27 protein-coding genes, 1 tRNA gene and 2 pseudogenes are annotated in these 25704 nt (G+C 67.5%); 23 read left to right on the top strand and 7 right to left on the bottom strand.

Features of this window, described 5'->3' with window-relative positions; genetic code table 11:
- Positions 1–91 precede the first annotated feature (91 nt).
- The 19 genes from JF52_RS17875 to JF52_RS0114845 all read left to right on the top strand — a co-directional run bounded on the left by JF52_RS17875 (position 92) and on the right by JF52_RS0114845 (position 17973).
- On the top strand, positions 92–1243 hold the full coding sequence (locus JF52_RS17875) for a hypothetical protein (protein ID WP_235272468.1): 1152 nt from the start codon (positions 92–94) through the stop codon (positions 1241–1243).
- Positions 1244–2290, top strand: a complete 1047-nt coding sequence (locus JF52_RS0114760; RefSeq protein WP_033107388.1) for an HAD-IIA family hydrolase — start codon at positions 1244–1246, stop codon at positions 2288–2290.
- A 57-nt stretch (positions 2291–2347) separates the two neighbouring features.
- Positions 2348–2554, top strand: coding sequence for a hypothetical protein (locus tag JF52_RS0114765; protein WP_033107389.1), 207 nt, complete (start codon positions 2348–2350; stop codon positions 2552–2554).
- On the top strand, positions 2551–3348 hold the full coding sequence (locus tag JF52_RS0114770) for a TlyA family RNA methyltransferase (RefSeq protein WP_033107390.1): 798 nt from the start codon (positions 2551–2553) through the stop codon (positions 3346–3348). Before JF52_RS0114765 ends, JF52_RS0114770 begins: the two co-directional genes overlap by 4 nt.
- Entirely contained in the window at positions 3345–4268 is a 924-nt protein-coding gene (locus JF52_RS0114775; RefSeq protein WP_033107391.1) for an NAD kinase, read from the top strand. Before JF52_RS0114770 ends, JF52_RS0114775 begins: the two co-directional genes overlap by 4 nt.
- The gene (recN, locus tag JF52_RS0114780; protein ID WP_033107578.1) at positions 4265–5947 is read left to right on the top strand and encodes a DNA repair protein RecN; all 1683 of its coding nucleotides are present in this window, start codon (positions 4265–4267) and stop codon (positions 5945–5947) included. The genes JF52_RS0114775 and recN overlap by 4 nt, the downstream gene beginning before the upstream one ends.
- A gap of 26 nt (positions 5948–5973) precedes the next feature.
- On the top strand, positions 5974–7671 hold the full coding sequence (locus JF52_RS0114785; protein WP_033107392.1) for a CTP synthase: 1698 nt from the start codon (positions 5974–5976) through the stop codon (positions 7669–7671).
- On the top strand, positions 7664–8266 hold the full coding sequence (locus JF52_RS0114790; protein ID WP_033107393.1) for an NUDIX domain-containing protein: 603 nt from the start codon (positions 7664–7666) through the stop codon (positions 8264–8266). Before JF52_RS0114785 ends, JF52_RS0114790 begins: the two co-directional genes overlap by 8 nt.
- 2 nt (positions 8267–8268) lie before the next feature.
- Positions 8269–9171 carry a site-specific tyrosine recombinase XerD gene (gene xerD / locus JF52_RS0114795; protein ID WP_033107394.1) on the top strand — a complete coding sequence of 301 codons (903 nt, stop codon included), beginning with the start codon at positions 8269–8271 and terminating at the stop codon, positions 9169–9171.
- Between the two features lie 152 nt (positions 9172–9323).
- Positions 9324–10157, top strand: coding sequence for a ParA family protein (locus tag JF52_RS0114800; protein ID WP_052167131.1), 834 nt, complete (start codon positions 9324–9326; stop codon positions 10155–10157).
- Complete coding sequence (locus JF52_RS0114805) at positions 10141–11067, top strand: segregation and condensation protein A (RefSeq protein ID WP_033107395.1); 927 nt, start codon at positions 10141–10143, stop codon at positions 11065–11067. The genes JF52_RS0114800 and JF52_RS0114805 overlap by 17 nt, the downstream gene beginning before the upstream one ends.
- Positions 11057–11683 (top strand): SMC-Scp complex subunit ScpB, encoded by a 627-nt coding sequence (gene scpB, locus JF52_RS0114810; RefSeq protein WP_033107396.1) that lies wholly within the window; start codon positions 11057–11059, stop codon positions 11681–11683. Before JF52_RS0114805 ends, scpB begins: the two co-directional genes overlap by 11 nt.
- Positions 11680–12516: a pseudouridine synthase gene (locus JF52_RS0114815; RefSeq protein WP_052167092.1), complete on the top strand. Its 837-nt coding sequence runs from the start codon at positions 11680–11682 to the stop codon at positions 12514–12516. The genes scpB and JF52_RS0114815 overlap by 4 nt, the downstream gene beginning before the upstream one ends.
- Positions 12513–13637 carry a prephenate dehydrogenase gene (locus JF52_RS0114820; RefSeq protein ID WP_052167093.1) on the top strand — a complete coding sequence of 375 codons (1125 nt, stop codon included), beginning with the start codon at positions 12513–12515 and terminating at the stop codon, positions 13635–13637. Before JF52_RS0114815 ends, JF52_RS0114820 begins: the two co-directional genes overlap by 4 nt.
- Positions 13630–14364, top strand: a complete 735-nt coding sequence (cmk, locus tag JF52_RS0114825; RefSeq protein WP_084595893.1) for a (d)CMP kinase — start codon at positions 13630–13632, stop codon at positions 14362–14364. The genes JF52_RS0114820 and cmk overlap by 8 nt, the downstream gene beginning before the upstream one ends.
- A complete protein-coding gene (der, locus tag JF52_RS0114830) occupies positions 14354–15877 on the top strand; it encodes a ribosome biogenesis GTPase Der (RefSeq protein ID WP_033107397.1) in 1524 nt (507 codons plus the stop codon). Before cmk ends, der begins: the two co-directional genes overlap by 11 nt.
- Positions 15878–15930: 53 nt before the next feature.
- Positions 15931–16305: an ArsR/SmtB family transcription factor gene (locus JF52_RS0114835; protein WP_033107398.1), complete on the top strand. Its 375-nt coding sequence runs from the start codon at positions 15931–15933 to the stop codon at positions 16303–16305.
- Positions 16302–16802, top strand: coding sequence for an SRPBCC family protein (locus JF52_RS0114840; protein WP_033107399.1), 501 nt, complete (start codon positions 16302–16304; stop codon positions 16800–16802). Before JF52_RS0114835 ends, JF52_RS0114840 begins: the two co-directional genes overlap by 4 nt.
- 100 nt (positions 16803–16902) lie before the next feature.
- The gene (locus JF52_RS0114845; protein ID WP_033107400.1) at positions 16903–17973 is read left to right on the top strand and encodes a Glu/Leu/Phe/Val dehydrogenase family protein; all 1071 of its coding nucleotides are present in this window, start codon (positions 16903–16905) and stop codon (positions 17971–17973) included.
- On the opposite strand, the gene JF52_RS0114850 is transcribed toward JF52_RS0114845, so the two are convergent.
- Positions 17970–18527 (bottom strand): phosphorylase family protein, encoded by a 558-nt coding sequence (locus JF52_RS0114850; protein ID WP_033107401.1) that lies wholly within the window; start codon positions 18525–18527, stop codon positions 17970–17972. The genes JF52_RS0114845 and JF52_RS0114850 overlap by 4 nt on opposite strands.
- A gap of 80 nt (positions 18528–18607) precedes the next feature.
- Between JF52_RS0114850 and JF52_RS0114855 the strand changes: the two are divergent.
- Positions 18608–19093, top strand: a pseudogene (locus tag JF52_RS0114855) (NUDIX domain-containing protein); the annotation flags it as partial.
- Between the two features lie 14 nt (positions 19094–19107).
- On the opposite strand, the gene JF52_RS0114860 reads toward JF52_RS0114855, so the two are convergent.
- On the bottom strand, positions 19108–19467 hold the full coding sequence (locus tag JF52_RS0114860; protein ID WP_033107583.1) for an RNA-binding S4 domain-containing protein: 360 nt from the start codon (positions 19465–19467) through the stop codon (positions 19108–19110).
- Positions 19468–19478: 11 nt separating this feature from the next.
- The gene (locus JF52_RS0114865) at positions 19479–20150 is read right to left on the bottom strand and encodes a lysoplasmalogenase family protein (RefSeq protein ID WP_033107403.1); all 672 of its coding nucleotides are present in this window, start codon (positions 20148–20150) and stop codon (positions 19479–19481) included.
- A 370-nt stretch (positions 20151–20520) separates the two neighbouring features.
- Here JF52_RS0114865 and JF52_RS0114870 point away from each other — a divergent pair, with 370 nt between their 5' ends.
- Positions 20521–21543 (top strand): linear amide C-N hydrolase, encoded by a 1023-nt coding sequence (locus JF52_RS0114870; RefSeq protein ID WP_033107404.1) that lies wholly within the window; start codon positions 20521–20523, stop codon positions 21541–21543.
- Positions 21544–22169: 626 nt separating this feature from the next.
- A pseudogene (locus tag JF52_RS17880) lies at positions 22170–22574 on the top strand (FUSC family protein); the annotation flags it as partial.
- Positions 22575–22646: 72 nt separating this feature from the next.
- Here the strand turns inward: JF52_RS17880 and JF52_RS17520 are convergent.
- A complete protein-coding gene (locus tag JF52_RS17520; protein ID WP_160175078.1) occupies positions 22647–23228 on the bottom strand; it encodes a GNAT family N-acetyltransferase in 582 nt (193 codons plus the stop codon).
- A 199-nt stretch (positions 23229–23427) separates the two neighbouring features.
- On the opposite strand from JF52_RS17520, the gene JF52_RS0114880 reads away from it, so the two are divergent.
- Positions 23428–23501: transfer RNA gene (locus JF52_RS0114880), tRNA-Pro, on the top strand.
- A 196-nt stretch (positions 23502–23697) separates the two neighbouring features.
- Here JF52_RS0114880 and JF52_RS0114885 read toward each other — a convergent pair.
- The 3 genes from JF52_RS0114885 to JF52_RS0114895 form a co-directional block, all read right to left on the bottom strand.
- Positions 23698–24852 carry a tyrosine-type recombinase/integrase gene (locus tag JF52_RS0114885; RefSeq protein ID WP_235272470.1) on the bottom strand — a complete coding sequence of 385 codons (1155 nt, stop codon included), beginning with the start codon at positions 24850–24852 and terminating at the stop codon, positions 23698–23700.
- A gap of 61 nt (positions 24853–24913) precedes the next feature.
- A complete protein-coding gene (locus JF52_RS0114890) occupies positions 24914–25132 on the bottom strand; it encodes a helix-turn-helix transcriptional regulator (RefSeq protein WP_033107407.1) in 219 nt (72 codons plus the stop codon).
- On the bottom strand, positions 25129–25692 hold the full coding sequence (locus tag JF52_RS0114895) for a hypothetical protein (RefSeq protein WP_033107408.1): 564 nt from the start codon (positions 25690–25692) through the stop codon (positions 25129–25131). The genes JF52_RS0114890 and JF52_RS0114895 overlap by 4 nt, the downstream gene beginning before the upstream one ends.
- Between the last annotated feature and the right edge of the window lie 12 nt (positions 25693–25704).

A 25704-nucleotide genomic window follows, 5' to 3' on the forward strand; every position in this document is an offset into this window, starting at 1 on the left:
ACACCGCCGAACTTCTCTTAGAAGAAACAAAATGGCCACCCAACGCAGGGTGGCCATTTTGCGTTCACCAGGAAGTGGAGAGAATCAGATCATGCCGAATGAGGATGAGCGTCGACCGCGACGCGACGACGACTCCAGTGCCCGACGAAACGATCGTCAGGGCCGGCCTCCGCGCACTGATCGCTCGGCTTCCTCAGGAGGTTCCGGCGCTCCGCGCCGTGACAGCGCACCCCGACGGGACAGCGCACCCCGACGGGACAGCTCCGGTGCACCCCGACGGGACGGCGCAGCCCGTCGTGACGGCGCCGGCGCGCCCCGTCGTGACGGCGCAGCCCCCCGTCGTGAGGGCGGGTACGTCAAGCGCGACGGTGCAGCCCCTCGTCGTGAGGGTGATCGCCGCGAAGGCGGCCACCAGAAGCGCGAAGGCGGCTACCAGGGCCGCGACGGTGCACCTCGTCGGGATGACCGCAGCTCCGGCGGCCGCGGATTCCCGCAGCGTGCTGGCACCGGTCGTGACCGGCCGGACCGCCAGAACGATGACCGTCCGCGCCACGATGACCCCGCGATCCCCGAGGACATCACGCCCAACGATCTGCATTCCTCGGCGCGCAACGAGTTGAAGACGCTGAGCAAGGAGAACGCCGATGAGGTCGCACGGCATCTCGCGATGGCGGCCAAGCTCATCGACGAGGATCCTGCTCTCGCTCACCAGCATGCCCTCGCGGCATCCCGTCGCGCCGGCCGCATCGCCATCGTCCGCGAATCGCTCGGCATCACCGCGTACGCGACCGGTGATTTCGCCCTGGCACTGCGCGAGCTGCGCACGTATCGCCGCATCTCGGGCAAGGATGACCAGATCGCGCTGATGGTCGACAGCGAGCGTGGCATCGGGCGTCCTGACCGAGCCCTCGAGACCGGCCGCGCTGCGGATCGTTCGAAGCTCCCCACGCCCGTGCGCGTCGCTCTCGCGATCGCGATGTCGGGCGCACGTCTCGATCTCGGCGACACCGAGCTCGCTCTGGGCGAGCTGCAGATCCCCGAGCTCGACCCCGATCGTGCTTTCGAGTGGAGTCCTGCGCTGTTCGCCGCCCACGCCGCCGTGCTCGAGGACCTCGGTCGTGACGACGAAGCGGCATTCTGGGCGGAACGCGCCGATGTCGCCGCCGATGCGCTGGGTATGGGAGGCGACGACGAAGACGAGATCTTCGTGGAGGACGGCCTGATCGAGAGCGAGGAGTCCTGAGTGGGACTCTTCTCACGGTCTCATCCTGCTGCGTCGCGCCCGACTCCGCTCGATGGCGTCGACGTCGTTCTCGCTGATCTCGACGGTGTCGTATACGCCGGACCCGGCGCGCTGCCGCATGCCGTGGAAAGCCTCAACGAGGTCGCGAAGACCCGACGGGTCGGCTACATCACGAACAACGCATCCCGCACCGATGCATCCGTCGCCGAGCACCTCACCTCACTCGGTCTGACCGTCGAGGCGAACGAGGTCGTCACCAGTCCCCAAGCGGCCATGCGCCTGCTCGCGTCCATCCTGCCCGCCCCTGCGACGCTGCTCATCGTGGGCGGGGAGGGGCTCGTCGTCGAGGCGGAGAAGGCCGGGTACACGGTCACCCGCAGCGCCGAAGACGGCCCGGACGCTGTCGTGCAGGGCTTTGCCCCCGAGGTCGCGTGGACCGACCTGGCAGAGGCGGCCTTCGCGCTGAAGGTGCCAGAGGAAGAAGGCGGCATCCCCTGGATCGCCACCAACAGCGACTGGACGATCCCTCAAGCGCGCGGTGTCGCGCCGGGCAACGGCACGCTCGTCTCCGCCGTGCACACCGCTGTCGGGCGGCTCGCCACCGTGGCTGGCAAGCCGGAGGTTCCGATCTTCGAAGAGGCGATCGCGCGCTTCGGCGCGACCAAGACGCTGTTCATCGGCGACCGCCTCGACACCGACATCATGGGCGCTGCGCGCGTCGGCATCGACTCCGTGCTGGTGCTCACCGGAATCGACCGGCCCAAGCACGTGCTCGCAGCACCTGAGGGCTCCAGGCCCACGTACATCCTCAGCGACCTGCGTGAACTGCACGAGCCGTATCCGCAGACGGAGCGCAAGGACGGTGCCGTCATCGTGAACGGTGCATCGGTGCGCGTCGTCGGGGGAGACGTCGAGATCCTCTCCGAGGGTTCGCGGCAGATCGATCTCGTGCGGGCCGGCGCGACCGCGATCTGGGATTCCGGCACGCCCGTCTTCGTCCTCCGCGTCCCCGAGAAGCTGTATGAGGATCCGTTCCATCGTCCATGAGCGGACCGTTCGCCGTGCCTCACCGAGCACGTCGGAGCCGCGCCGTAGAGTGGAACCGTGAGCGATGAGACGACTGCGACGCCGACCGACGGTCTGTGGAGCCGCCTGCGCCTGATCGAGGGCCAGCCGCTGGCCGACCGGGCCGATGCGTACTCGACTCTGCACGACGAGCTGTTCCGCCGGCTCGAGAGCGGCACCAGGTTCGATGCCGGTGAGAAGAACACGGTGAATAGCACCGGCAAGAACTCGTCTGGAGACCGGTGACGCGCCTCGACGCTGCCCTCGCCGCTCGAGGACTCGCACGTTCACGCTCGCACGCCGCCACCCTCATCGCCGCGGGCGTCGTGAGCGTCGACGGTCGCCCGATCATCAAGGCCTCGACCTCAGTGGGCGACGAGGCCGTGATCACGCTCGCCGAGAGCGATCACTACGTGAGTCGAGGAGCGCAGAAGCTCATCGCCGCCCTCGATGCGTTCGAGGTCGTCGTCAACGGACGTCTCGCACTCGATATGGGAGCGTCCACCGGCGGGTTCACCCAGGTGCTCCTCGAGCGCGGAGCGCGCAAGGTGCTCGCCGTCGACGTCGGGCACGATCAGCTCGCAGCATCCATCGCAGAGGATCCCGCCGTCGTCCACGTCGAGGGATTCAACGTGCGGCACATGACGGGTGAGAGCCTCTCCGAGGCAACAGGGGAGCCGGACGTCCCGGAGCTCATCGTCGGAGACCTGTCGTTCATCTCGCTCGAGCTCGTCATGCCCGCAGTCGCAGCTGTCGCGGCATCCGATTCCGATATCGTCCTGCTCGTCAAGCCGCAGTTCGAGGTCGGCCGCACCGCCGTGCGCGGCGGTTTGGTCACCGATCCCGCCACTCGAGCGGATGCCGTCGCCCGCGTCGTCTGGAACGGGTGGGATGCCGGATTCGGCATGCTCGGGATCATCGCATCGCCGATCCTCGGCACGCACGGGAACGCGGAATTCCTGGTCCACATGGCGCCCGGCCGTGGGAGCAATCCGACACAATGGAGAGAGCGTATCGACGAACTGGCGGGAGGACGATGAACGAGCGCAATATTCTGGTCGTCGCTCATGCGGGCCGAGACGACACCGTCGCAGCCGCCCGTCGCGTCATCGAACTTCTTCGCAACGCGGGGGCGAGGCCGGTGCTCTCACCGGACGATCGCGCCGAGCTGTCCGCCGTCGACGGGGACTTCAGCGACGTCGACGCACTGGGCGACGACGTCGCAGTGGATGACCTGGAACTCGCGATCGTCCTCGGCGGCGACGGCACGATTCTTCGTGCTGCCGAACTCGTGCGCGGCACGAACAGCGCGCCGGTGCTCGGCATAAACATGGGCCATGTCGGCTTCCTCGCCGAGATCGAACGAGACGCCATGGACGATGCCGTGGAGCGCGTCATCGCGCGCGACTACGCGGTCGAGGAGCGCCTTGCCCTCGCCGTGCGTGTCAAGGATGCTGCCGGCAAGGTCGTCTTCGAGACATGGGCGCTGAACGAGGCCACCGTCGAGAAGGCGAGCCGCGAGCGCATGATCGAGGTCGTCGTCGAGATCGACGGTCGCCCGCTGTCCAGCTACGGCTGCGACGGCATGGTCATCTCCACGCCGACCGGCTCCACCGCGTACAACTTCTCCGCAGGCGGACCGGTGATCTGGCCGAGCGTCGAGGCCATCGCCGTGATCCCGCTGTCTGCACACGCACTGTTCGCCCGCCCGCTCGTCGTCAGCCCTGACGCGTCGGTCGCGATCGAGATGCTCGAGCGCACCTCTGGCACCGGCATCCTCTGGTGCGACGGCCGGCGTTCACATGATCTTCCTCCCGGCGCGCGTGTGGTCGCTCGTCGTTCGTCGCGCCCGGTGCGCCTCGCCCGACTGCACCCGACGGCGTTCACCGAGCGACTGGTGCGCAAGTTCCAGCTGCCCGTCGCAGGATGGCGGGGGCAGGACGGGGGATCGCCGGCGTGATCGAGGAGATGCGGATGCAGGGACTCGGCGTCATCGCCGACGCCGTGCTGCCACTCGGCCCAGGGTTCACCGCGATCACCGGTGAAACCGGCGCAGGCAAGACCATGGTCGTCACGGGGCTGGGTCTGCTGCTCGGACAGCGGGCGGATTCCGGCGCTGTGCGCGCGGGGTCGGCGCAGGCCTCCGTCGCCGGCGTGTGGGTCGTGCCGGACCACGGCGTGGTGGCGGAGATCGTGTCGGATGCCGGCGGCGACCTGGAGCCTCTCGACGACGGCAGGGGCGAGTTGTACGTGTCTCGCACGCTGAGCGCCGAGGGGCGTAGCCGCGCCAGCGTCGGCGGACGAGCGGCGCCGGCGGGCGTGCTCTCCGCCCTCGCCGACGAACTGGTGGTCGTGCACGGGCAGTCCGAGCAGCTGCGGCTCCGTTCGACGGCTGCCCAGCGCGACGCGCTGGACCGTTTCGGCGGCGCGCCGATCGCAGGTGCTCTCGAGACCTACACGGCCTCGTTCACGCGCTGGCGCGAGCTGGATGCCGAGATCACCGAGATCGCCGAGAACCGTGATCGCCGAGCCGAGGAAGCGCAGCGACTGCGCGAAGCGCTGACACTGATCGAGGCGACCGCGCCGGAACCGGGGGAGGACCTCGCGCTCGCTGAGCGGGCCGAACGGCTCGCGAATGCCGAGGATCTCAGGCTCGCGGCATCCCTCGCTCACAACGCGCTCTCCAGCGAGGAGGGCGATACCGACGCGTCAGCACTCGTCGCCGAAGCACGACGCAACCTCGAGCGCGCGGCGGATCCGGCGCTCGCTGAGATCTCCGAAGGGATCGCCGACGTCGGCTACCGCATCGCGGATCTCGCAGGGCAGCTCTCGGCATACCTCGCCGACCTCGACGAGACAGGGCCTCACGAGCTCGCTGCGGTCGAGGAGCGACGCGCGGCCCTGACCACGCTTATCCGCTCGCACGGCTCTCTGGACGAGGCGCTCGAGCTGTGGCAGACGGGTTCTGCGCGGCTCGCCGAGCTCGATGACGACGGTGATCGACTGGAACGCCTGCAGGCCGAGCGCGACGTCGCACGGGCAGCGCTCGACGACGCCGCAGCGGCGCTGACCTCCGCGCGCACCGAGGCTGCAGGGCGCCTCGGCGCCGCCGTGACCGACGAACTGCACGCACTGGCCATGCCGGACGCCCGCCTCGAAGTCGCAGTCCGTGATGGCGGCGAGAGCACGCATGGCCGTGACGACATCGCGATCCTGCTCGCACCGCACCCGGGCGCCGAACCGCGCTCGGTCGCGAAGAGCGCGTCGGGTGGTGAACTCTCGCGCGTGATGCTCGCGATCGAGGTCGTGATCGCCGGAACCGACCCGGTTCCGACGTTCGTCTTCGATGAAGTGGATGCCGGAATCGGCGGCGCCGCAGCCATCGAAGTGGGACGGCGACTCGCCCGGCTTGCAGAGACGTCGCAAGTCATCGCGGTGACCCACCTCGCGCAGGTGGCGGCCTTCGCCTCCAACCATCTCTCCGTCGTGAAAGCCAATGACGGCGCGGTCACCGCGTCCAGCGTGCGGCGTCTGGAGGGGGAGGACCGGGAGGCGGAGATGGCGCGGCTGCTGTCTGGGCTCACCGATTCGGATGCCGCGATCACCCATGCCCGAGAACTTCTCAGCCTTGCGGTCTGAGCGAACTGTTAGGATCGAAGCCCGTGATGAACTCTTCTGACGCGGGGCCCAAGAACGACACGACCAAGCACATCTTTGTGACCGGTGGTGTCGTTTCGTCTTTGGGTAAGGGGCTCACAGCCGCCAGCCTGGGAAACCTGCTCACCGCACGCGGATTGCGCGTCGTGATGCAGAAGCTCGACCCTTATCTGAACGTCGACCCTGGCACCATGAACCCGTTCCAGCACGGCGAGGTGTTCGTCACCGATGACGGCGCGGAGACCGACCTCGACATCGGCCACTACGAGCGTTTCCTCGACATCAACCTGTCGCAGGCCGCCAACGTCACCACTGGCCAGATCTACTCGCAGGTGATCGCGCGCGAGCGCCGCGGCGAGTACCTCGGCGACACTGTGCAGGTCATCCCGCACATCACCGACGAGATCAAGCGTCGCATGCGTCTGCAGGCGGGAGAGACCCCGAAGCCGGATGTCATCATCACCGAGGTCGGCGGTACGGTCGGCGACATCGAGTCGCAGCCCTTCCTGGAGTCGGCGCGTCAGCTGCGCCACGAACTCGGTCGCGACAGCGTGTTCTTCGTGCACGTGTCACTCGTGCCGTTCATGGGCGCCTCGGGGGAGCAGAAGACCAAGCCGACGCAGCACTCCGTCGCAGCTCTCCGTCAGGTCGGCATCCAGCCGGACGCACTGGTGCTGCGCAGCGACCGTCCCGTCAGCGAGAGCAACCGCAACAAGATCGCCCTGATGTGCGACGTCGACGTCGAGGGCGTCATCAACACCGTCGACCTGCCCAGCATCTACGACATCCCGTCGACGCTGAACGACCAGGGCCTCGACTCCTACATCGTGCGTCGGCTCGGCCTGGACGAGAAAGCAGCGCCCGAGGTCGACTGGACTCGTTGGCAGAAGGTGCTCGACGCCGTCCACAACCCGAAGCACGAGGTCACGATCGGCCTGGTCGGCAAGTACATCGACCTTCCGGACGCGTATCTCTCCGTCACAGAGGCGCTGCGCGCCGGTGGCTTCGCACAGGAGACCCACGTGAAGATCCGCTGGATCCCCTCGGACTCCTGTGAGACGCCGGAGGGCGCGGCCAAGGCGCTGTCCGACGTCGACGGCATCTGCGTGCCCGGTGGGTTCGGCATCCGTGGCATCGAGGGCAAGCTCGGCGCGCTGAAGTTCGCCCGCGAACAGGGCATCCCCACACTCGGCCTGTGCCTGGGCCTGCAGTGCATGGTCATCGAGTACGGCCGCAACATCGCCGGCATCGCCGGGGCCTCCTCGAGCGAGTTCGACCCTGAGACATCCGAGCCCGTCATCGCGACGATGGCCGAGCAGGTCGAGATCCTCGACGGCGGCGACCTCGGCGGCACCATGCGCCTCGGCCTGTACGAGGCGGAGCTCGGCGAGGGGACGCTGGCCCGTGAGCTGTACGGCACGGCGCAGGCGTCAGAGCGCCACCGTCACCGCTATGAGGTCAACAACGCCTACCGCGACCGCCTGTCGGCCGCCGGACTCGTGTTCTCGGGCCTCAACCCCGATCTCGACCTCGTCGAGTACGTGGAGCTGCCCCGCGACGTGCACCCGTACTACATCGCGACGCAGGCCCACCCCGAGCTGCGCTCGCGCCCGACCGCCCCGCATCCGCTGTTTCGTGGGCTGATCGGCGCTGCGATCGAGCGGCACCGCTCCAGCGAGCTGTTCGATGTCTCGGCCGATGACTGATCGGTCCCGCTCGCTCACTGAGCCCGTCGAAGTGCAAGAGCTGCGTGACGAGCCGTTCGAGCCGGAGGTCGTGAGCAGCGACGTCGTCTACAAGGGCTGGGTGTGGGACGTGCGTTCCGACCTCGTCGCGTACGGCGACCGAGAGATCATCCGCGAGTACGTCGATCACACCGGAGCGGTTGCGGTGCTCGCCCTCGACGACGACGGCCGGGTGCTGCTGATCCAGCAGTACCGGCATCCGATCCGCCACCGCGACTGGGAGCTGCCGGCCGGACTCCTCGACATCGAGGGGGAGGACCCGATGGTCGCCGCGCAGCGCGAGCTGGCCGAGGAGGCCGACCTCGTCGCGCGCGACTGGGAGCTGCTCGTCTCGACCTGGACGACCCCAGGCGGCAACAGCGAGTTGATCCGCATCTACCTCGCCACCGGCGTCGCCGCTGCACCCGCTGTCTACGCACGTGAAGACGAGGAGGCCGATATCCGGTTGGAGTGGGTGCCGCTCTCGGATGCGGTCGACGCCGTGCTCGAAGGTCGCCTTCGCAACGGCATCCTCTCACTCGGCGTGCTCGCGGCCGAGCGGAGACTGCGGGACTGATCATGCGCCTGGATCGCGCGATCGACGCGTACCTCAGGCACGTCACGATCGAGCGCGGCCTTTCCGAGCACACGGTCGGGGCATACCGTCGTGATCTCGATGTGTACCTCGACTGGCTGACCGAGGCAGGCATCGATGACACCGCTGCGGTGACCGGCGCGATCGTGAGCCGGTTCATCACCGACCGTTCGAGCATCATTCCGCCTCCGGCGGCGACGAGCCTCGCAAGGCTGCAGTCATCCGTGCGCGGGCTGCATCGTTTCCTGGTGCGCGAGGGCATCGAACCGGAGGATCCGACCGGCAGGCTGCGCCCGCCGAAGATGCCGCAGCGACTGCCGAAGGCGCTCACGATCGATCAGGTCGAGCGGCTGCTGACGGCTCCCTCTGCGGAGGAGCCCATCGGCATCCGCGACCGCGCACTGCTCGAGCTGCTCTACGCGACCGGCGCTCGAGTCTCGGAGGCGGTCGGTCTGGACGTCGACGACCTCGCGCACGGAGACGTGCTGCGCCTGCGCGGCAAGGGATCCAAGGAGCGCATCGTGCCGATCGGCTCCTTCGCGCGCGATGCCGTGGACGCGTACCTCACCCGCGTGCGGCCCGCACTCGCAGCGAAGGGCAAGGCATCGGCGCGGCTGTTCCTCGGCGCTCGCGGTGCACCGCTGTCACGCCAGAGCGCGTGGCTGGTGATCCGCGCGGCCGCAGAGGCCTCGCACGTCAGCTCGGAGGTGTCTCCGCACACGCTGCGTCATTCGTTCGCCACACATCTGCTGCAGGGCGGCGCCGACGTGCGCGTGGTGCAGGAGCTGCTCGGGCATGCATCCGTCGCCACCACGCAGATCTACACCCACGTGTCGGTCGACACGCTCCGCGACATCTACGCCACCTCGCATCCCCGCGCGCGCTGAGGGCGCACGATTCCGCGGGATCGCCGAGGCCGCACCCGGCGTACCCATACGTGAATCGCTAGAATCGAGCAAGCATGAGGGAAGCAGGAGAATCGGTGGCTCAGAAAGTGGCGAAGTCCAAGGGAAAGACGTCGAACGTCGGCGACACTCCGATGGGACCCACCGGGCGTCCGTATCACGGCTTCCCGACGCCCACTCCGCTCGATGCCCATGGCCCCGCGCGCATCATCGCACTGTGCAACCAGAAGGGCGGCGTCGGCAAGACGACCACGTCGATCAATCTCGCCGCAGCTCTCGCCGAATACGGCCGCAAGGTTCTCGCGGTCGACTTCGACCCTCAGGGTGCGCTCTCGGCCGGTCTCGGCATCCAGACGCACGACGTGCCGACGATCTACGATCTGCTGCTGGACACGAAGCGCGACGTGCATGAGGTGATCGTGCCCAGCGGTGTGGAGGGGCTCGACGTCCTGCCGGCGAACATCGATCTGTCGGCCGCCGAGGTCCACCTGGTCAACGAGGTCGCCCGTGAGACGATCCTGGCGCGTGTGCTGCGACAGGTCGCGGGGGAGTACGACGTCATCCTGATCGACTGCCAGCCCTCGCTCGGGCTGCTCACCGTGAACGCCCTCACTGCAAGCCACGGCGTGCTCATTCCACTGGAGTGCGAGTTCTTCGCGCTCCGCGGAGTGGCGCTGCTCATCGAGACGATCGAGAAGGTGCGTGACCGGTTGAACCCCGGGATCACCCTCGACGGGCTCCTCGCGACGATGTACGACTCGCGCACCCTGCACTCGAGAGAGGTGCTGGAGCGGGTCGTGGAGACGTTCGGCGATGACGTGCTGGAGACCGTGATCGGACGCACCGTGAAGTTCCCCGACGCATCGGTGTCAGGGGTTCCCATCACCGAGTTCGCGCCGGAGCATGCCGCCGCACAGGCGTACCTGCGACTGGCGCGGGAGCTGGTCGCCCGTGGCGCCGTCGCTTAGCGAAGGATCGCCCGACGCTTCGACAAGCTCAGCGAGCGAATCAGAAGCGGTCCCTGAGCCTGTCGAGCCGGTCCCTGAGCCTGTCGAAGCGGTCCCTGAGCCTGTCGAAGCGGTCCCTGAGCCTGTCGAAGGGTTCCGCGTCTCGCTGACGAACTTCGACGGCCCGTTCGACCTTCTGTTGAACCTCATCTCGAAGCACGAGATGGACATCACCGAGGTGTCGCTCAGCGCGGTCACGAACGAGTTCATCGCGTATCTGAAGGAGATCGACGGCGACGCTCAGGAGCTCGATCAGGCATCCGAGTTCCTCGTGGTCGCAGCGACCCTGCTCGACATGAAGGTGGCGGGTCTCCTGCCGCAGGGCGAGCTCGTCGACGCCGAGGCCGTCGCGCTGCTCGAAGCACGGGATCTGCTGTTCGCGCGTCTTCTGCAGTACCGCGCGTTCAAGGAGGTCTCCACCTGGTTCGCCCGCTGCCTGCAGCGCGAGGACCGACGCCATGTGCGGGCCGTGCGCCTGGACGAGAAGCATCGAGCGCGGACGCCGGAGCTGGTGTGGACCCTGAGCGTGGACGACTTCGCGGCCATCGCGCTGCTCGCGTTCGCGCCCAAGGAGATCCCCAATGTGGGCCTCGACCATCTGCATGCGCCGCTGGTCAGCATCCGGGAGCAGGCGGCGATCGTGGTGACGCTGCTGCGCAGCGCCGAATCCTTGACCTTCCGTGAGCTGATCGCCGGCTCGACTGAGCCCGGCATCGTGGTCGCACGGTTCATCTCAGTGCTCGAGCTCTACCGCCATGCAGCGCTGTCCTTCGAACAACTGGAACCGCTCGGAGAGCTGACGCTGCGCTGGGCAGCCGACTCCTGGTCGGACGAGACACTCGCAAGCCTGGGAGCCGACTATGACCGATGACACTTCGACGGGCTCAGTGACCGACAGCTCGTTCCCTGAGCCTGTCGAAACGCGCGAGACGACACCGCTGACCGAGAAGCTCGAAGCCATCCTGCTGATCATCGACGAGCCGCTCGGCCTGGTCGCCCTCGCCACGGCTGTCGGAGCGCCCGTTCCCGCCGTACGGCAGGCGATCGAAACGCTGGTCGACGATTACGACGGCAACGGCCACGGCCCGCGCCGTGGATTCGAGCTGCGTGAGGTCGGCGGAGGCTGGCGGCTGTACGTGCGCGACGATCACGACGCCCTCGTCGCGGACTTCGTCGGCGGGCAGGCGCCGGCACGGCTTTCACAGGCGGCGCTCGAGACGCTCGCGGTGATCGCCTACAAGCAGCCGGTCACCCGCAGCCAGGTGGCATCGATCAGGGCCGTGAACGTCGACTCCGTCGTGCGTACCCTGCTCGCACGCGGACTCGTCACCGAACTGTTCGCCGACTCCGAGACCGGCGCGATCAACTACGGCACGACAGACGCGCTGCTGCAGAACCTCGGCATCAACTCGCTCGACGAGCTGCCCCCGATCTCCCCGCTGCTCGACGACGGTGCAGACGGCTTCGACGAAGGAACCATCAGATGAACAGTATTCCGATCCCTGAACCCGTCGAAGGGTCAGCCACCCCGCCCGAAGGCGTTCGACTGCAGAAGGTGCTCGCCGCGGCCGGCGTCGCATCCCGCCGCGTGGTCGAGCAGTACATCGTCGAGGGGCGCATCCGCGTCAACGGCGTGGTCGTGGAGGAGCTCGGCCGCCGTATCGACCCCGAGACCGACCTGGTCGACGTTGACGGAACGGCGATCCAGCTCGACGTCTCCAAGCGCTACGTCATGCTGAACAAGCCGACCGGCGTGGTCAGCACCATGAAGGACGAGAACGGTCGCCCTGATCTGCGCCGGTTCACGGAGGACTGGGAAGAGCGCCTGTACAACGTCGGCCGGTTGGATGCCGAGACCAGCGGCCTGCTCATCCTCACCAACGACGGCGAACTCGCGCACGTACTCGCGCATCCGTCGTTCGGCGTCACCAAGGTCTACATCGCCAAGGTCGAAGGCGTCGTCACCGCGCAGACGATCCAGAAGCTCACCACGGGCTTCGACCTCGACGACGGCTTCATCAAGGCCGACAAGGCGCGCCTGCTCGACGCTTCGACAGGCTCAGCGACCGGAAAACCGGCCAGCCTCGTCGAGCTCACCCTGCACTCCGGGCGCAACCGGATCGTGCGCCGGATGATGGCCGCGGTGGGTCACCCGGTGACTGAACTCGTGCGCCGGCAGTTCGGCCCGCTCCACCTGGGAACGCTCCCTGCGGGGAAGACCCGAGAACTGAGTAAAATCGAACGTGGTGCGCTGTTGACTCTCGCGCGCCACGATTCCCCTGCGGACGCTACGCCGGGAGACGCCCAGGAGACCGAGTGAGCGACACGGCCAGAACCAATGGCAGCGGCATCGCGCCGCGGCTCTTGGGGACGGTCCGCATCGTCGGCGCTGGCCTTCTCGGCGCGAGCATCGGACTCGCCCTGCGCGCCAAGGGCATCGACGTCGTGCTGTCCGACACATCGCCGGCCCAGCTGCGCCTCGCGATCGACTACGGCGCCGGACGCGCTGCGCAGGGCGATGACGCGCCGGCACTGATCGTGGTGTCCGTGCCGCCCGACGTGACCGCTGACGTCGTCGCGGCCGAGCTGGATCGCTTTCCGGATGCCGTCGTCACCGATGTCGCGAGCGTCAAGCTCGAGCCGTTCCGTGCGCTGAAGGAACGCGGCATCGACGTCACCCGGTACATCGGTTCTCACCCGCTCGCCGGACGAGAGCGCGGCGGAGCGATCTCGGCGCGTGCCGACCTGTTCATCGGGCGGCCCTGGGTCGTCTGCCGTGACGAGCAGACCCGCCCGGCCGACCTCGCACTGGTGGAAGCACTCGCACTCGATGTGGGTGCGATGCCGCTGGAGATGACACCTGAGGAGCACGACAGCTCTGTCGCGCTCACCTCGCACGTGCCGCAGGTCGTGGCCAGCCTGCTCGCCGGACGATTCGCGACGGCGGATGAGGGCGCGCTTCGGCTCGCGGGGCAGGGCGTGCGCGACACGACGCGCATCGCGGCATCCGCCCCCGAACTGTGGGTGCAGATCCTCGGAGCCAACGCGCAGCCGGTCGTGGCGATCCTCGATGCACTCGCCGACGACCTGCGTGAGGTGTCGGATGCGCTGCGCGCCCCTGCTGAGCCGGGTGCCAGACGAGTGGTCGCCGAGGCGATCCGCCAGGGCAACGACGGCGTGGAGCGTCTGCCGGGAAAGCACGGGCAGAACCGCAGATTCGAGCAGCTCGTCGTCATGGTCGACGACACGGCCGGTCAGCTCGGCCGCCTGTTCGGCGAACTCGGCGAGCTCGGAGTGAACGTGGAAGACCTGCGCCTGGAGCATTCGCCGGGCGCACAGTTCGGACTCGCGGAGATCAGCGTGGCCCCTGCCGCGCTGCGCGGCGCGATCGACGGACTGCAGGAGCGCGGATGGCGGATTGCAGGAGCGACCAATGAGTGACCCTTCGACCACCGCATCGCTCCCTGAGCCTGTCGAAGGGTTGGCCGGAGCAGCCAAATTCATCGCGATCGACGGGCCGGCGGGGTCGGGCAAGTCGAGCGTGTCGAAGGAAGTGGCCCGTTCGCGCGGCTACGGCTACCTCGACACCGGTGCCGCGTATCGCGCGCTGGCCTGGCACGTCCTCGACCGCGGGGCAGACACGAATGACGCGGACGCGGTGCTCGCCGCGGCATCCGATTTCGATCTTCGTCTGGGTCTCGACCCCGATGATCGCACCGTCGTGGTCGGTGACAACGACATCACCGTGACGATCCGGGAGCCGCGCGTGTCCGAGGCCGTCAGCGGTGTCGCTCGCGTGCCCGCCGTGCGCGAGCAGGTCAACATCTTCTTCCGCTCACTGGTCGCGTCGGCTGCGTATCCCGCTGTCGTCGTCGAAGGGCGCGACATCACCACGGTGGTCGCCCCCGACGCCCCGGTGCGCATCCTCCTCACTGCCGCCCCCGAGGTGCGGGCAGCCAGACGCGCCGGCGAACTCGCCGGTGAGAACGCCGCAGTCGTGGCAGAGGCGCTGCACAAGCGCGATGCCTCGGACAGCGCCGTCGTCGATTTCCTCAACGCCGCGGAAGGCGTGGAGGTCGTCGATTCGACGCACCTCGATTTCCCACAGACCATCGATGCCGTACTCGCGGTGATCGAACGAAAGCAAGGAGCGGAACATGGCCGCTGAAGAAGAATACGAGGGCGGTCCCGACCGCCTCGCCGAGAAGATGGACGAACTCGACGAGCAGCTCGCCGAACAGCGTGCTGAGGCTCTGCGCGCAGGGCTCGCCGACTACGACCTGGATGAGGACGATGCCGCGCTGCTGGCCGGCATCACCCAGGGCGAGGGCGGGATCGAGTTCCTGCCCGCCCTGCCGGTGATCGCGATCGTCGGGCGTCCGAACGTGGGCAAGTCCGCGCTCGTGAACCGCATCCTCGGCCGCCGCGAGGCCGTCGTGGAGGACACCCCCGGCGTCACGCGCGACCGCGTGACGTACAAGGGCGAATGGAACGATCGTCGATTCTCGCTGGTCGACACCGGCGGGTGGGAGCCGGACGCCAAGGGCATCGACCGTTCGGTGGCGGCACAGGCGGAGGTCGCGATCGACCTGTCCGATCTGGTGCTGTTCGTCGTCGATGCGATGGTCGGTGCGACGTCGACCGACGAGCACGTCGTGAAGCTGCTGCGCAAGAGCGGCAAGACGGTGTTCCTCGTGGCGAACAAGATCGACGACGCTCGTCAGGAGCCGGAGATCGCCTCCCTGTGGAGCCTCGGTCTCGGCCAGCCGTACCCGACCTCGGCCGTGCACGGCCGCGGTGTGGCCGACCTGCTGGATGCCGTGCTCGAGAAGCTGCCATCCATCTCATCGGTGGCGAAGTACGAGATCGGCGGTCCCCGCCGGGTCGCGATCCTCGGTCGCCCGAACGTCGGAAAGTCGTCGCTGCTGAACAAGGCGGCAGGCGAAGAGCGCGTGGTCGTGAACGAGCTGGCCGGAACCACCCGCGACCCGGTCGACACGGTCGTCGAACTCGGCGGCAAGCTGTGGCGTCTGGTCGACACCGCCGGCATCCGCCGGCGCGTGCACCTGTCGCAGGGTGCGGACTTCTACGCCTCGCTGCGCACTTCTGCAGCACTGGAGCGCGCAGAGGTCGCCGTGGTCGTGCTCGATGTCTCGGAGACGATCAGCGAGCAGGACGTGCGCATCATCGACCTCGTGCTCGAGTCCGGTCGGGCGCTCGTGCTGGCGTTCAACAAGTGGGATCGCCTGAACGACATCGACCTCGAGAACGCCGACCGCCGCCGCTACCTCGAGCGCGAGATCGAGCAGGACCTCGCCCACGTCTCGTGGGCGCCGCGCGTGAACATCTCCGCGAAGACCGGCCGCCACTTCGACAAGCTGGTTCCCGCTCTCGAGACGGCGCTGGAGAACTGGGATCGTCGCATCCCGACCGGCAAGTTCAACGCCTTCATCTCCGAGCTCGTCGCAGAGCACCCGCACCCGCTGCGTGGCGGCAAGCAGCCGCGCATCCTGTTCGGAACGCAGGCGTCGACGCGTCCGCCGACGTTCGTGCTGTTCACGACCGGCTTCCTGGACCCCGGCTACCGCCGATTCATCCAGCGCCGCCTGCGCGAGCTGTACGAATTCGATGGCACGCCGATCGTCATCAACATGCGCGTGCGGGAGAAGCGGCAGCGGTGATCTCGATTCGGCAGGGTGGACAGAAAGGTAACCAGTAGGTTACCTTTCTGTCCATGGACGTGTTCGGAGCGATCGCTGACCCGATCCGACGGGAGCTGCTCCGGCGGCTCTCGAATGGTCCGGCGCGCGTCGTCGACCTCGCCGCAGAGCATGACGTCTCCCGTCCGGCGATCAGCAAGCACCTGCGCATCCTCGACGAGGTGGGCCTCGTGCACGCGGAGGTCCGCGGGCGTGAACGGCACTACGTGATCGACGTCGAGCCGTTGGACGCCGTGCACCAGTTGCTTCACGCTCTCGCAGCTCGCCGACCGCCGATCTCCGCGCAGCACCTCGACGCCCTCGACACCGAGGCGCATCGTGCTGCCCGGGATCGCAGACGTGGCACGCCCGCACCGAAGTCTCCGGATCTCGAGGAGGAAAGCGCATGACCATCACAGGACGATTCGATGAGGAGCGACGCACCGTGCGGCTCGTCCGCGAGTTCACGACCTCGATCGACGATGTGTGGGCGAGCATCGTCGATTCCGAGCGGCTGAGCCGGTGGTTCGGCACCTGGAGCGGAGACCCGGCGTCGGGATCGATCTCCGTGACGATGAACGCCGAACCGGAGACGATGCCGGCCGCGCCATGGACGATCCGTCGCTGCGAGCCACCGCACGTCCTCTCCGTCAGCATCACCGATGACGACGGCAGTTGGCACCTGACGGCCGAGCTCACCGCGCGTGACGGTCGAACGGTCCTGGCGCTGACCCAGCACGAGGTCGCCGCCGAGATGCTTCCCGACACCGGCCCCGGCTGGGAGTGGTATCTGGACAGCCTCGTCGCTGTCGTCGACGGGGGAAGAGTGCCGTCGCTCGCCGAGTTCGAGGCGCTATACGCGCCGATGAGCGGCGAGTACGCCGCACTGGCGCTCTCCGCGGACTGACGGTTGCCTCCCGGCCTGGTCGGTGGTCCAATGGACGTGGATGCCGCAAACCTGACGGCATCCACACTGCTGCCCACAAGGCCTGCCGAAAGAGGATGCAATGTCGCACACCCTGCCCCTTCCCGAGTTCTCCCACGAACGGGTGGAGGTGATCACGGGGCGGCGAAGCGGACTGTTCATCGCGGTCGCCCTGCACTCCTCCGTTCTCGGTTCCGCCCTCGGCGGCGCCCGGCTGTGGACCTACCCGCACTGGAGCGACGCGCTGGGTGACGCGCTGCGCCTGTCGGCGGCGATGACGTTGAAGAACGCCACCGCGGGGCTCGACGCCGGCGGAGGGAAATCCGTCATCGGCCTGGAAGAGGGCACGGTGCTCGACGCCGACCGTCGCCGCGCCGCGTTCCTGGACCTCGGCGACGCCGTGGAGTCGTTCGACGGGCTCTACCGCACGGCGGAGGACGTCGGGTCGACCATGAACGACATGGCAGTCGTGGGTGAACGCACCGCACACGTCGTCGGGCTTCCCGACGCGTCCGGAGGGTCAGGTGAGCCTGCGGGCCCGACGAGCCTCGGGGTCTACGAGTCGTTGCGCGCGGTGCTCGAGCGCACCACCGGCAGCCCCGACGTCGCCGGGCGCCGGGTGACCATCTCCGGTCTCGGGCAGGTCGGTGGCCGGCTCGCCGTACGACTCGCTGCAGAGGGCGCCCAGCTCACCGTCACGGACGTGAACCCGGAGCGCCGATACCTCGCCACCGAGCTCGGCGCGGTCTGGGCGGCGCCCGGTACCGAGCACCTGCTGCCGTCGGACGTCTTCGTCCCCGCGGGCATCGGTGGGCTCCTCACGGACGAGGTCATCGACGCGCTGGACACGCGGGCCGTGTGCGGTCCGGCGAACAACCCGCTGGCCGATCGGGAGGGCGCAGAGCGTCTGTCGCGCCGCGGCATCCTGTACGCACCGGACTTCGTCGTCAACGCCGGTGGCGTCATCTATCTTGACCACGAGGCCAAGCAGCTGGGGTCCCGCCAGGAGATCATGGGGCGCGTCGCTCAGATCGGCGACACCGTCCGACGCATCCTCGACGATGCCGAGGAGCGCGGGATCACGCCGCTCGCGGCCGCCGAAGAACTCGCCGCCGAACGCCTCAGCGCCGGAGCGCCGGCACTCGCGGGCTAGACGCCGTAGACGGCGCGGACACGATCGCGCAGCTGGTGGCTGCACGCGGTGACGGCTTCCTCCCATGTCGTGTTCGCGCCGTCCTGCGCGTTGTCCGATACTGCCTTCCAGATGCGGATCGGCACGTCGAACTGCGCGGCCACCCACGCGTAGGCGTAGGACTCCATGTCGACGAGGCGCCCGCCGAGTGAATGGATCAGCTGGACGGCGTCGGCGTCGTCGATGAAGCTGTCACCGGTGGCGATGGAGATGTCGCCGTCGCCGAGTGCGATCCGCTGCGGCATCGACACGTGCTCGCCCCGGACGCCGTCCTCGTTGATGACATCGTGCTGGAACGCCCAGTGCACCTCGTGCACGCCCGATCCGACGGTTTCGTCGAGGGCCCCTGCCGTCCCGACGACGAGAATCTCGTCGTAGACGTCTGCGTCGAGCGCGCGTGTCAACGCGTATGTCGCCTTGAGCTTCCCCGGTCCCGTGACGAGGCGGCGGAAGCCGGAGAGCTCCTCGGGGAAGGCGATGAGTTCGGATTCGAGGGCGGCGACGAGAAGCTTCACCCGTTCATTCTTCCAGAGCCGTATGACGATCCGGGTCGCGCGGTGGGACCCGTGCGCGGATGCTGTGAAATGCTGGAGATGTGACCATCCTGCCCCCGGAACCCGGCGAACCTCGACGCCCGTCAGGTCCGCGCGACCCCGGTGACGCATGGGTCGTGGCCGACACGGGGGAACGGTACTGGGGCCGGTTCGGCGCGGCTGGGCTTCTCGCCGTGGATGCCTCACGTGGCGTGCTCCTGCAGCACCGGGTGAGCTGGAGTCACTTCGGCGGCACCTGGGGCCTGCCCGGTGGCGCGCTCCACGAGGGTGAGAGCCCGGTCGACGGCGCTCTTCGGGAAGCCGCTGAAGAAGCAGGCATCCCGGCCGGCGCGGTCGAGGTGCGCTTCACGAGCGTGCTGGATCTGAAGATCTGGTCCTATACGACAGTGGTGGCCGACGTGGTCGTGCCGTTCGAGCCGGTGATCAGCGACCCCGAGAGCGTGGCGCTGGAATGGGTCCCGTTCGATGAGGTCGAGGCTCGTCCGCTGCATCCTGGCTTCGCGGATGCGTGGCCGGCGCTGCGTGCACGGATCGGCTGAGGTCAGTCGCGACCGCGCAGCCGGTCGATGTCACGACGTTCGCGCTTGGTCGGGCGTCCTGCGCCACGATCTCGCACGGCGAGAGCGGCCATCGGTTCTCTCGGCGGCGTGCGTTCCTCGTATGCGGTGGCGGCGATCGGCGCACCCACACGCTTGGTGAGCGTCTGCCGCACGACGAGGATCCGATCGAAGCCACTGATGCGGACCCGCACTTCGTCCTCCGGCCGGACGGTCTGCGCAGCCTTCGCCTTGTCGCCGTTCACGCGCACATGCCCCGCGCGGCATGCCGTCGTCGCGGCCGAGCGGGTCTTATAGACGCGGATCGCCCAGAGCCAGCTGTCCACGCGCACGGGGGCGAGCATCGTCTTCTCGTTCATCCGCGCGCTCGCCTTCGCAGCACGAGGAGGGCGCCGCCGACGAGGAGTCCCTGGCCGAGCGTGTAGGTGAGCATGACGAGCGGACTGGTCCAACCCGGCGCCGCGTCGGGAAGGAAGAGCCGGAACGCCAGGATGGTGTCACTGACGAGGAAGAACACCCCGCCGGTGGCGACGACGGGTCCGCAGCGCGCGGCGAGAGCCGCTGTTGCTCCGAGGATGAGACCGTACGCTCCGACCGCGGGAAGCAGGCCACCGGTGTGCGGACCGAGTACGGCGATCATGGCGATCCACCAGACGGCGAAGACCGCGGTCCATCGGGGCAGCCGACCGGAGCCGAGCACCCGGGTGAACAGGACGATGTACGCCACGTGCGCCAGCCCGAAGAAGAGCAGCATCAGCGGCAGCTCGGGTCCGGCAGGGAAGAAGGCTCCGGCGCCGTCCCCGAGCCACGAGAACACGAGAGCGATGAGGAGGAGAGCGATCGCCAGGACCGGGCGCGCACGGAGCGAGACGAGGACCGGGAGCGCGAGCAGCGGCATCAGCCAGAGCTTGGTCGGCCCCGCGGCGTCGCTCTCGACGGCTCGGGCGATGACGTGGATGATCGACATCACGATGTACGGGAGGAACGCCCAGGGGAGGAGCGTCCGACGCGGGGATCGGCGCGGCATCCCCCCATGCTAGGGCGGAGCCGCACGACCGCCGGAAACCCGACACGCCGGGGGTCGTCGGCAATTTCACCCGCCCGCATCACCCGCCCGTTCATCCTGCGGTCGGCGACGACAGGCGGACACATGTCGTCGTCCCGCTTCTTCCATGCCATTGCTTGCGACGCGGGGTGCCGCTCGAGCCGCTGACCTTTCACCCGGGCATCAGGGCGACGAGTCTCCGAGCCCGGCCGAACCTTCGCCAGCCGCTACTGCGGGGGATCATATGCCACAGATGTTTTGACCGGCATCCGGAGGCGCGTCATCATGAACCTGACTGTCGCCCGCAACGCGCGCTCCACGCGACAGATCCCTTACGAAAGGATGTGCGCAGATGTGCACCAGAGTTGTCTGGCCTGACGCCAACGGGTCGGTCCTTGTCGGCCGCAACATGGACTTCCACATGGATCTCCTGTCCAACCTCTGGAAGTACCCTCGCGGAATCGAGCGCACCGACGGCGTCGACGGCAAGCTCACCTGGAAGTCGAAGTACGGCAGCATCGTCGCGACCGCCTTCGACCTGATCGCCACCGACGGCATGAACGAGAAGGGCTTCGCCGGGCACATCCTGTGGCTCGCCGAGTCCGACTACGGCAAGCCTTCGGACGACGCCACCACTCTGAGCCAGGCCGTCTGGCTGCAGTATTACCTGGACAACTTCGCCACCGTGGCTGAGGCCGTCGAGTGGACGAACTCCACCCAGGTCGCCATCCGCCAGCTCTTCGACCCCACCGGGCACCTCGTCCCGACCCTGCACCTCGCGCTCGACGACGCCACCGGCGACTCGGCGATCATCGAGTACGTCGGCGGCGAGCTGAAGGTCTACCACGACCGCTCGTACAAGGTCATGACGAACTCTCCGACCTTCGACAAGCAGCTCGAGCTCGTCAAGGAGATCGACGGTCTCGGCGGCGACAAGCCGCTCCCCGGTTCGACGCTCGCCAGCGACCGTTTCGCGCGCGCCTCGTACTACGTCGAGCACCAGGTGCAGCCCAAGACCCAGCTCGAGGGCATTGCGGCGATGTTCAGCATCATCCGCAACGCCGCTCAGCCGTTCCGCACGCCGGAGCCGGGTAAGCCCGACGCATCGCAGACGATCTGGCAGGTCGTCCTCGACCTCACCAACCGTCGTTACGTCTTCGAGTCCACGACCCGTCCGAGCATCGTGTGGGTCGACCTCGACGACATGAGCTTCGAAGAGGGCTCGAAGGTGCTGCGCCTCGACCTCGTCAGCCGCCTGGCCCTCGAGGGTGGTCTTGCCGGCAACGTCAGCCACCACTTCTCCGACGTCGGGGAGCTTGCGACGGGTGCGCTGGACACCGGCCTGAAGGCGCTGGAGTTCATCGCCAACAAGTAGGAGGACTTCGCCGCGATCACGGCCGCCGTGCAGAACATGGTCGGCAAGAAGAAGTAACCGGTCGAATTCGAGTCCCGTGCCCTGTTCCGAGTGAACGGGACACGGGACTCGGTCGTCGTGGGGGAGGGGCGATGCTGCAGGATGCCGGCCGACCGAGCGTCGGACTCTCCTGGCGTGACGTGCTCTTCGCCGGCCTGCTCGTCGCCGTCGCCGCAGCGGTGCTCGGCGCGAGTCAGTTGCTCATCGGACCGAACACGGCGCTGTCCGGGTACCTGACGATCCTCTTCCTGCTGTCCGTGGTGCGCGCGGCGAGCTGGCGCACGCGGATCCTGTCCGTCGCGTGGTCGCTGAGCGTGGCGTTGCTGGGGTTCGTGATCGGCGGGGCGGGGCTGTGGGTCACGCTCGTCGCGCTCGTCGTCGTCTGCCTGCTGCAGGCGTTCGTGGGCCTGGGGGAGGCGGCGCTGCTCACGCGCTCTCCCGTGAACCTCCTCGCCTTCGCGTCGCTCAATCAGTCGGGGGCTGAGGTCTGGCACGTCCTGCTCGGTTCTGCGATCGGAGCCGGCGTCATCCTCACGTTCTCTGCGATCGCGAAGTCACGGTCGGACAAGTCGCGCACGTCGATGACGATGCGACAGCGGGTGTCGTACGCCGTGGCGACATCGGCCGGCGCGCTGCTGATCGTCGTCGTTGCGCGGCTGACCGACTTCCCGTACGTCGGTTGGGTGCTGCTCTCGTTCTGCATCGTCGTCTCGGTCGGTGCGGACCAGCGCGTGACCAGGGGATACCTGCGCATCGTCGGATCAGTGGTGGGAGCGCTCATCGCCGTGCTGCTGTCGATGCTGCCATCACCGATCCCCACCGTCGCCGCCGTGGTGTGCGTGGTGCTCTGCGTCGCCTACGTGAATGCCGGGAACTACGCGCTGTTCGTCCTCTTCCTCACGCCGGCCGTGCTGCTGACGACGTCGTCGGAGCACTCATCGCTCATGCTCGGCATCCTGCGTCTGGAGGCGGTGCTCTTCGCCACCGCGGTCGCGATCGTCTGCAGCCTCGCTGTCGACGCCGTGGTCGCGCAGCGTTCGGCGCTGAGAGCGTGCGGTCTCGTCTCACGCGATCGTCAGGCTGACGAGCGGGCGCTCCGGTTTCGGGCCGTCGATCTTCTCGAACCCGGCAGACAGAAACGTCGACAGCGCGCCATGGAACAGGTCGTTCACGCGCACGTTCGCTCGGGCGGTGTCGATCGGGTACCCCTCGATCGCGCGGGCCCCGGACTCCCGAGCATACGTGACTGCGGCATCGAGGAGCTTCGCGTTCAGCCCGAGTCCCCGATACTCTCTGCGCACGACGAAGCAGCTGACGGCCCACACGTCATCGTCATCGAGCGGTTCGCGTGTCGTGGCGACGATGTTGCGGGTGCGACCGAGCCGGCGCTGGAGCGTGCGAGGCCCGACGCGGATCCATCCTGCGGCGTCACCATCGACGTACGCGACGAGTCCCGGCGGGCGCGACGACGCCACTTCCTGCTGGAACATCGCCGTGCGCTGGTCCAGATCCGTGGTCTCCCATTCCTTGTTCGTCAGCACCGGCCAGACGCACTGGCAGCTGCGGCCGTCACCTCCGCCGCTCAGCGTGTGCTGGATGTCTTCCCAGATCTCTGGGCGTGCGAGAGCGGTGGTGATCTTCGGCATGTGGGGCAGGCTACGCCCCGCGGTCCGACACGGGCAAGGATGCTGGTTCGCGAAGCCCGTGCCGTCCGGCTAAGATAGTGGAGTTGCCTCCGCGCGAGCGGAGAACAACGGGCTGTGGCGCAGCTTGGTAGCGCACTTGACTGGGGGTTAAGTGGTTTACCACTCTTCGGTCGGCCCGAACAACTGAAAAATGATGCCACGGGCTGTGGCGCAGCTTGGTAGCGCACTTGACTGGGGGTCAAGGGGTCGCAGGTTCAAATCCTGTCAGCCCGACAGAAAATCCCTGATGAGAAGCAATTTTCATCAGGGATTTGTTGTTTCTGAACGTCGTTTTCTTTGGTCCCCCTCTGGTCCCCCTGGACAGGTAGGCGTGGTCGACCTGTGGATGACAGAATCCGTCGCGATGCCCTGTCTGTAGATAAGGGGACCAAAAGGGGACCAGAACGGCGGAAACCCACGACTGAGCCGCTCACAGTCCGCGTCCGGTGCCTTGCCGCGGCCGTCCTGAAGTGTTCGGGCGGGCGTCTCTGCTGAGGAAGGCGTTGGCTTGTTCTGCGGCGGATGCGAGGTGGCGGTCATCGGGGTGGAGGTAGCCGCGTGTTGTCTCGATTGAGGCATGTCCGAGGATCTCTTGGAGGACATGGAGGGGGACCCCGGCGTCGGCGAGCCAGGTGGCACCGGTGTGTCGGAGGCCGTGTCGGGTGAGATTCGGCAGGCCGCGGTCAGCAACGACCTGGTCCCAGCTGGTCGCATCGCGAACGGTGGCCGTCGTGAGGAAACCGCCCCGCGGACCGACGAGGAGTGGTGCGTCCGATTGCTTGAACGCGCAGAGTCGTTTCAGGACCGGCCGGAGTGGGTCGAGAATCGGCACGCGACGCTCTTTGCGGCTTTTGGTTGGCTTGGTGATGAGGCCACCCCTGCCGGGAAAGACCTGCCTTCGGATGATGACGAGGTTCTTTGTGAAGTCCACGTCTCCGACTTGAAGTCCGGAGACTTCTGAAGAACGTGCTGCCAGCAGAGCGGCGAGCATCACGAAGTCTGAATAGGACTGGTGGACGGCGCCGCAGGCGGAGGCGAGCTGGTTCAGCTTCTGCAGGTCAGGGATCGCGTGCGCGCGCGGGGCAGCATCTTCGGCGGGTTGGTTTCGGAAGGCGTTTCGGTGGAGACTCCGCTTCGCCCGGTGCTTGGCGGGATTGATTGTGATCAGACCATCGCGAACGGCTTCGTCGAGCACCCGCACGAGTGGCGCGATGGTGTTCTTGATCGTCGATGCGCCATACTGCTTCTCCCAGTCGTCGATCGTGCGGTCGATCATTCCCGCGGTGATCTGAGTGACGGGCAGATGGCCAAGCGCCGGGAGCACTCGTAGCCGAAGACCATACCGGTAGTTGTCTCCGGTAGAGGTCATATCGAGGCCGCGTGCCCATCGATCCTCGATCGAGGTGAAGAACTCCAGGAGCGTCATGGAGACGTCCATTCCCTTGACCGAAGAATTACGGAGCGTTTCGAAAAATGCCCGTGCGGTTGCCTCGTCCTTCACGATCTCGGTACGGATCACGCGCTGCTTGGAGAGCGGATCGGTCCAGCGTGCCCGCGCTCGAATCCCGTAGGAGCGTCGTTCCATGTCGGTGGAGATCCTCACCCCGATCGGTGGCACCGGTCGGGGTGAGGACTCTGGCATCGGCTCAACTGGGCGCGCCATGGTGCGGCTCCAATTTCTGCAGCCATTCGTCGATGGCTTCGAGCCGGTACCGGGCGATACCGCCGAGCTTGATGAATGGTGGCCCGGTCTCCGCGGAGCGCCATCGAGACAATGTCGATTCGGAGACCTTCAGGTACGAGGCGACCTCTCGACTATCCAGCAATGGTGAGACGGGCGCGGTCGCTTCTGCCGCGTTGCTCATGACTCCTCCTGCGGAGGATCGCCGAGCGAACGGTAGAACTCGTCCTCAGCTGCTTGACGACGCTGAACGTCATCAACCACGAACTCGACAAAGTCGGCTTCACGGTCGGTGATCATTGACTCTTCGGAGGGGGTAGGCGGCTCTTCGCCGGGCCAGGTGGCTTGCCGTGTGGGGCGATCACGATCGAGTCGAGTCCCGGAAGTAGCGACCCAGTCGCGGAGGCGAAGGCGAGCATCCGCAAAGTCGCGATGCCACCCCAGCGGTGCGGATCCATTTTGGTTGGGGTCATAGGCGCACAGCCAGTGCAGATGCAGCGCTGACAGCTCCCACACGAGTTCGGGATGACGGTGCCAATAGGGCGGGATCACTGCGGCCGGGAGCCCGTAAGTGCGGCGGAGCCAGTCGACCCAGCGATTCAGCTCCAGCCACTCAACCTCCGCGTCGTTCGCGGTGAGGAGATTCCAGTTGATCGGATGCGGTGGTTCAGCCACGAGCGATTCGTCGTAGTCATCCTCGTCGCGCCCTTCGTGTGCTTCAGCGGTGGGAACGAAGTCACTCATGATGCCCGCTCC

Source organism: Microbacterium profundi, from assembly GCF_000763375.1.
Classification (GTDB): Bacteria; Actinomycetota; Actinomycetes; order Actinomycetales; family Microbacteriaceae; genus Microbacterium; species Microbacterium profundi.

What these genes read in the sequence shown, in the direction of transcription:
- JF52_RS17875 (WP_235272468.1), top strand. Translation starts at nt 92, where the DNA reads ATGCCGAATGAGGATGAGCGTCGACCGCGACGCGACGACGACTCCAGT.
- JF52_RS0114775 (WP_033107391.1), top strand. Translation starts at nt 3,345, where the DNA reads ATGAACGAGCGCAATATTCTGGTCGTCGCTCATGCGGGCCGAGACGAC.
- JF52_RS0114785 (WP_033107392.1), top strand. Translation starts at nt 5,974, where the DNA reads ATGAACTCTTCTGACGCGGGGCCCAAGAACGACACGACCAAGCACATC.
- JF52_RS0114790 (WP_033107393.1), top strand. Translation starts at nt 7,664, where the DNA reads ATGACTGATCGGTCCCGCTCGCTCACTGAGCCCGTCGAAGTGCAAGAG.
- xerD (WP_033107394.1), top strand. Translation starts at nt 8,269, where the DNA reads ATGCGCCTGGATCGCGCGATCGACGCGTACCTCAGGCACGTCACGATC.
- JF52_RS0114800 (WP_052167131.1), top strand. Translation starts at nt 9,324, where the DNA reads ATGGGACCCACCGGGCGTCCGTATCACGGCTTCCCGACGCCCACTCCG.
- scpB (WP_033107396.1), top strand. Translation starts at nt 11,057, where the DNA reads ATGACCGATGACACTTCGACGGGCTCAGTGACCGACAGCTCGTTCCCT.
- JF52_RS0114815 (WP_052167092.1), top strand. Translation starts at nt 11,680, where the DNA reads ATGAACAGTATTCCGATCCCTGAACCCGTCGAAGGGTCAGCCACCCCG.
- cmk (WP_084595893.1), top strand. Translation starts at nt 13,630, where the DNA reads ATGAGTGACCCTTCGACCACCGCATCGCTCCCTGAGCCTGTCGAAGGG.
- der (WP_033107397.1), top strand. Translation starts at nt 14,354, where the DNA reads ATGGCCGCTGAAGAAGAATACGAGGGCGGTCCCGACCGCCTCGCCGAG.
- JF52_RS0114835 (WP_033107398.1), top strand. Translation starts at nt 15,931, where the DNA reads ATGGACGTGTTCGGAGCGATCGCTGACCCGATCCGACGGGAGCTGCTC.
- JF52_RS0114840 (WP_033107399.1), top strand. Translation starts at nt 16,302, where the DNA reads ATGACCATCACAGGACGATTCGATGAGGAGCGACGCACCGTGCGGCTC.
- JF52_RS0114845 (WP_033107400.1), top strand. Translation starts at nt 16,903, where the DNA reads ATGTCGCACACCCTGCCCCTTCCCGAGTTCTCCCACGAACGGGTGGAG.
- JF52_RS0114860 (WP_033107583.1), bottom strand. Translation starts at nt 19,467, where the DNA reads ATGCTCGCCCCCGTGCGCGTGGACAGCTGGCTCTGGGCGATCCGCGTC.
- JF52_RS0114865 (WP_033107403.1), bottom strand. Translation starts at nt 20,150, where the DNA reads ATGCCGCGCCGATCCCCGCGTCGGACGCTCCTCCCCTGGGCGTTCCTC.
- JF52_RS0114870 (WP_033107404.1), top strand. Translation starts at nt 20,521, where the DNA reads ATGTGCACCAGAGTTGTCTGGCCTGACGCCAACGGGTCGGTCCTTGTC.
- JF52_RS17520 (WP_160175078.1), bottom strand. Translation starts at nt 23,228, where the DNA reads ATGCCGAAGATCACCACCGCTCTCGCACGCCCAGAGATCTGGGAAGAC.
- JF52_RS0114885 (WP_235272470.1), bottom strand. Translation starts at nt 24,852, where the DNA reads ATGGAACGACGCTCCTACGGGATTCGAGCGCGGGCACGCTGGACCGAT.
- JF52_RS0114890 (WP_033107407.1), bottom strand. Translation starts at nt 25,132, where the DNA reads ATGAGCAACGCGGCAGAAGCGACCGCGCCCGTCTCACCATTGCTGGAT.
- JF52_RS0114895 (WP_033107408.1), bottom strand. Translation starts at nt 25,692, where the DNA reads ATGAGTGACTTCGTTCCCACCGCTGAAGCACACGAAGGGCGCGACGAG.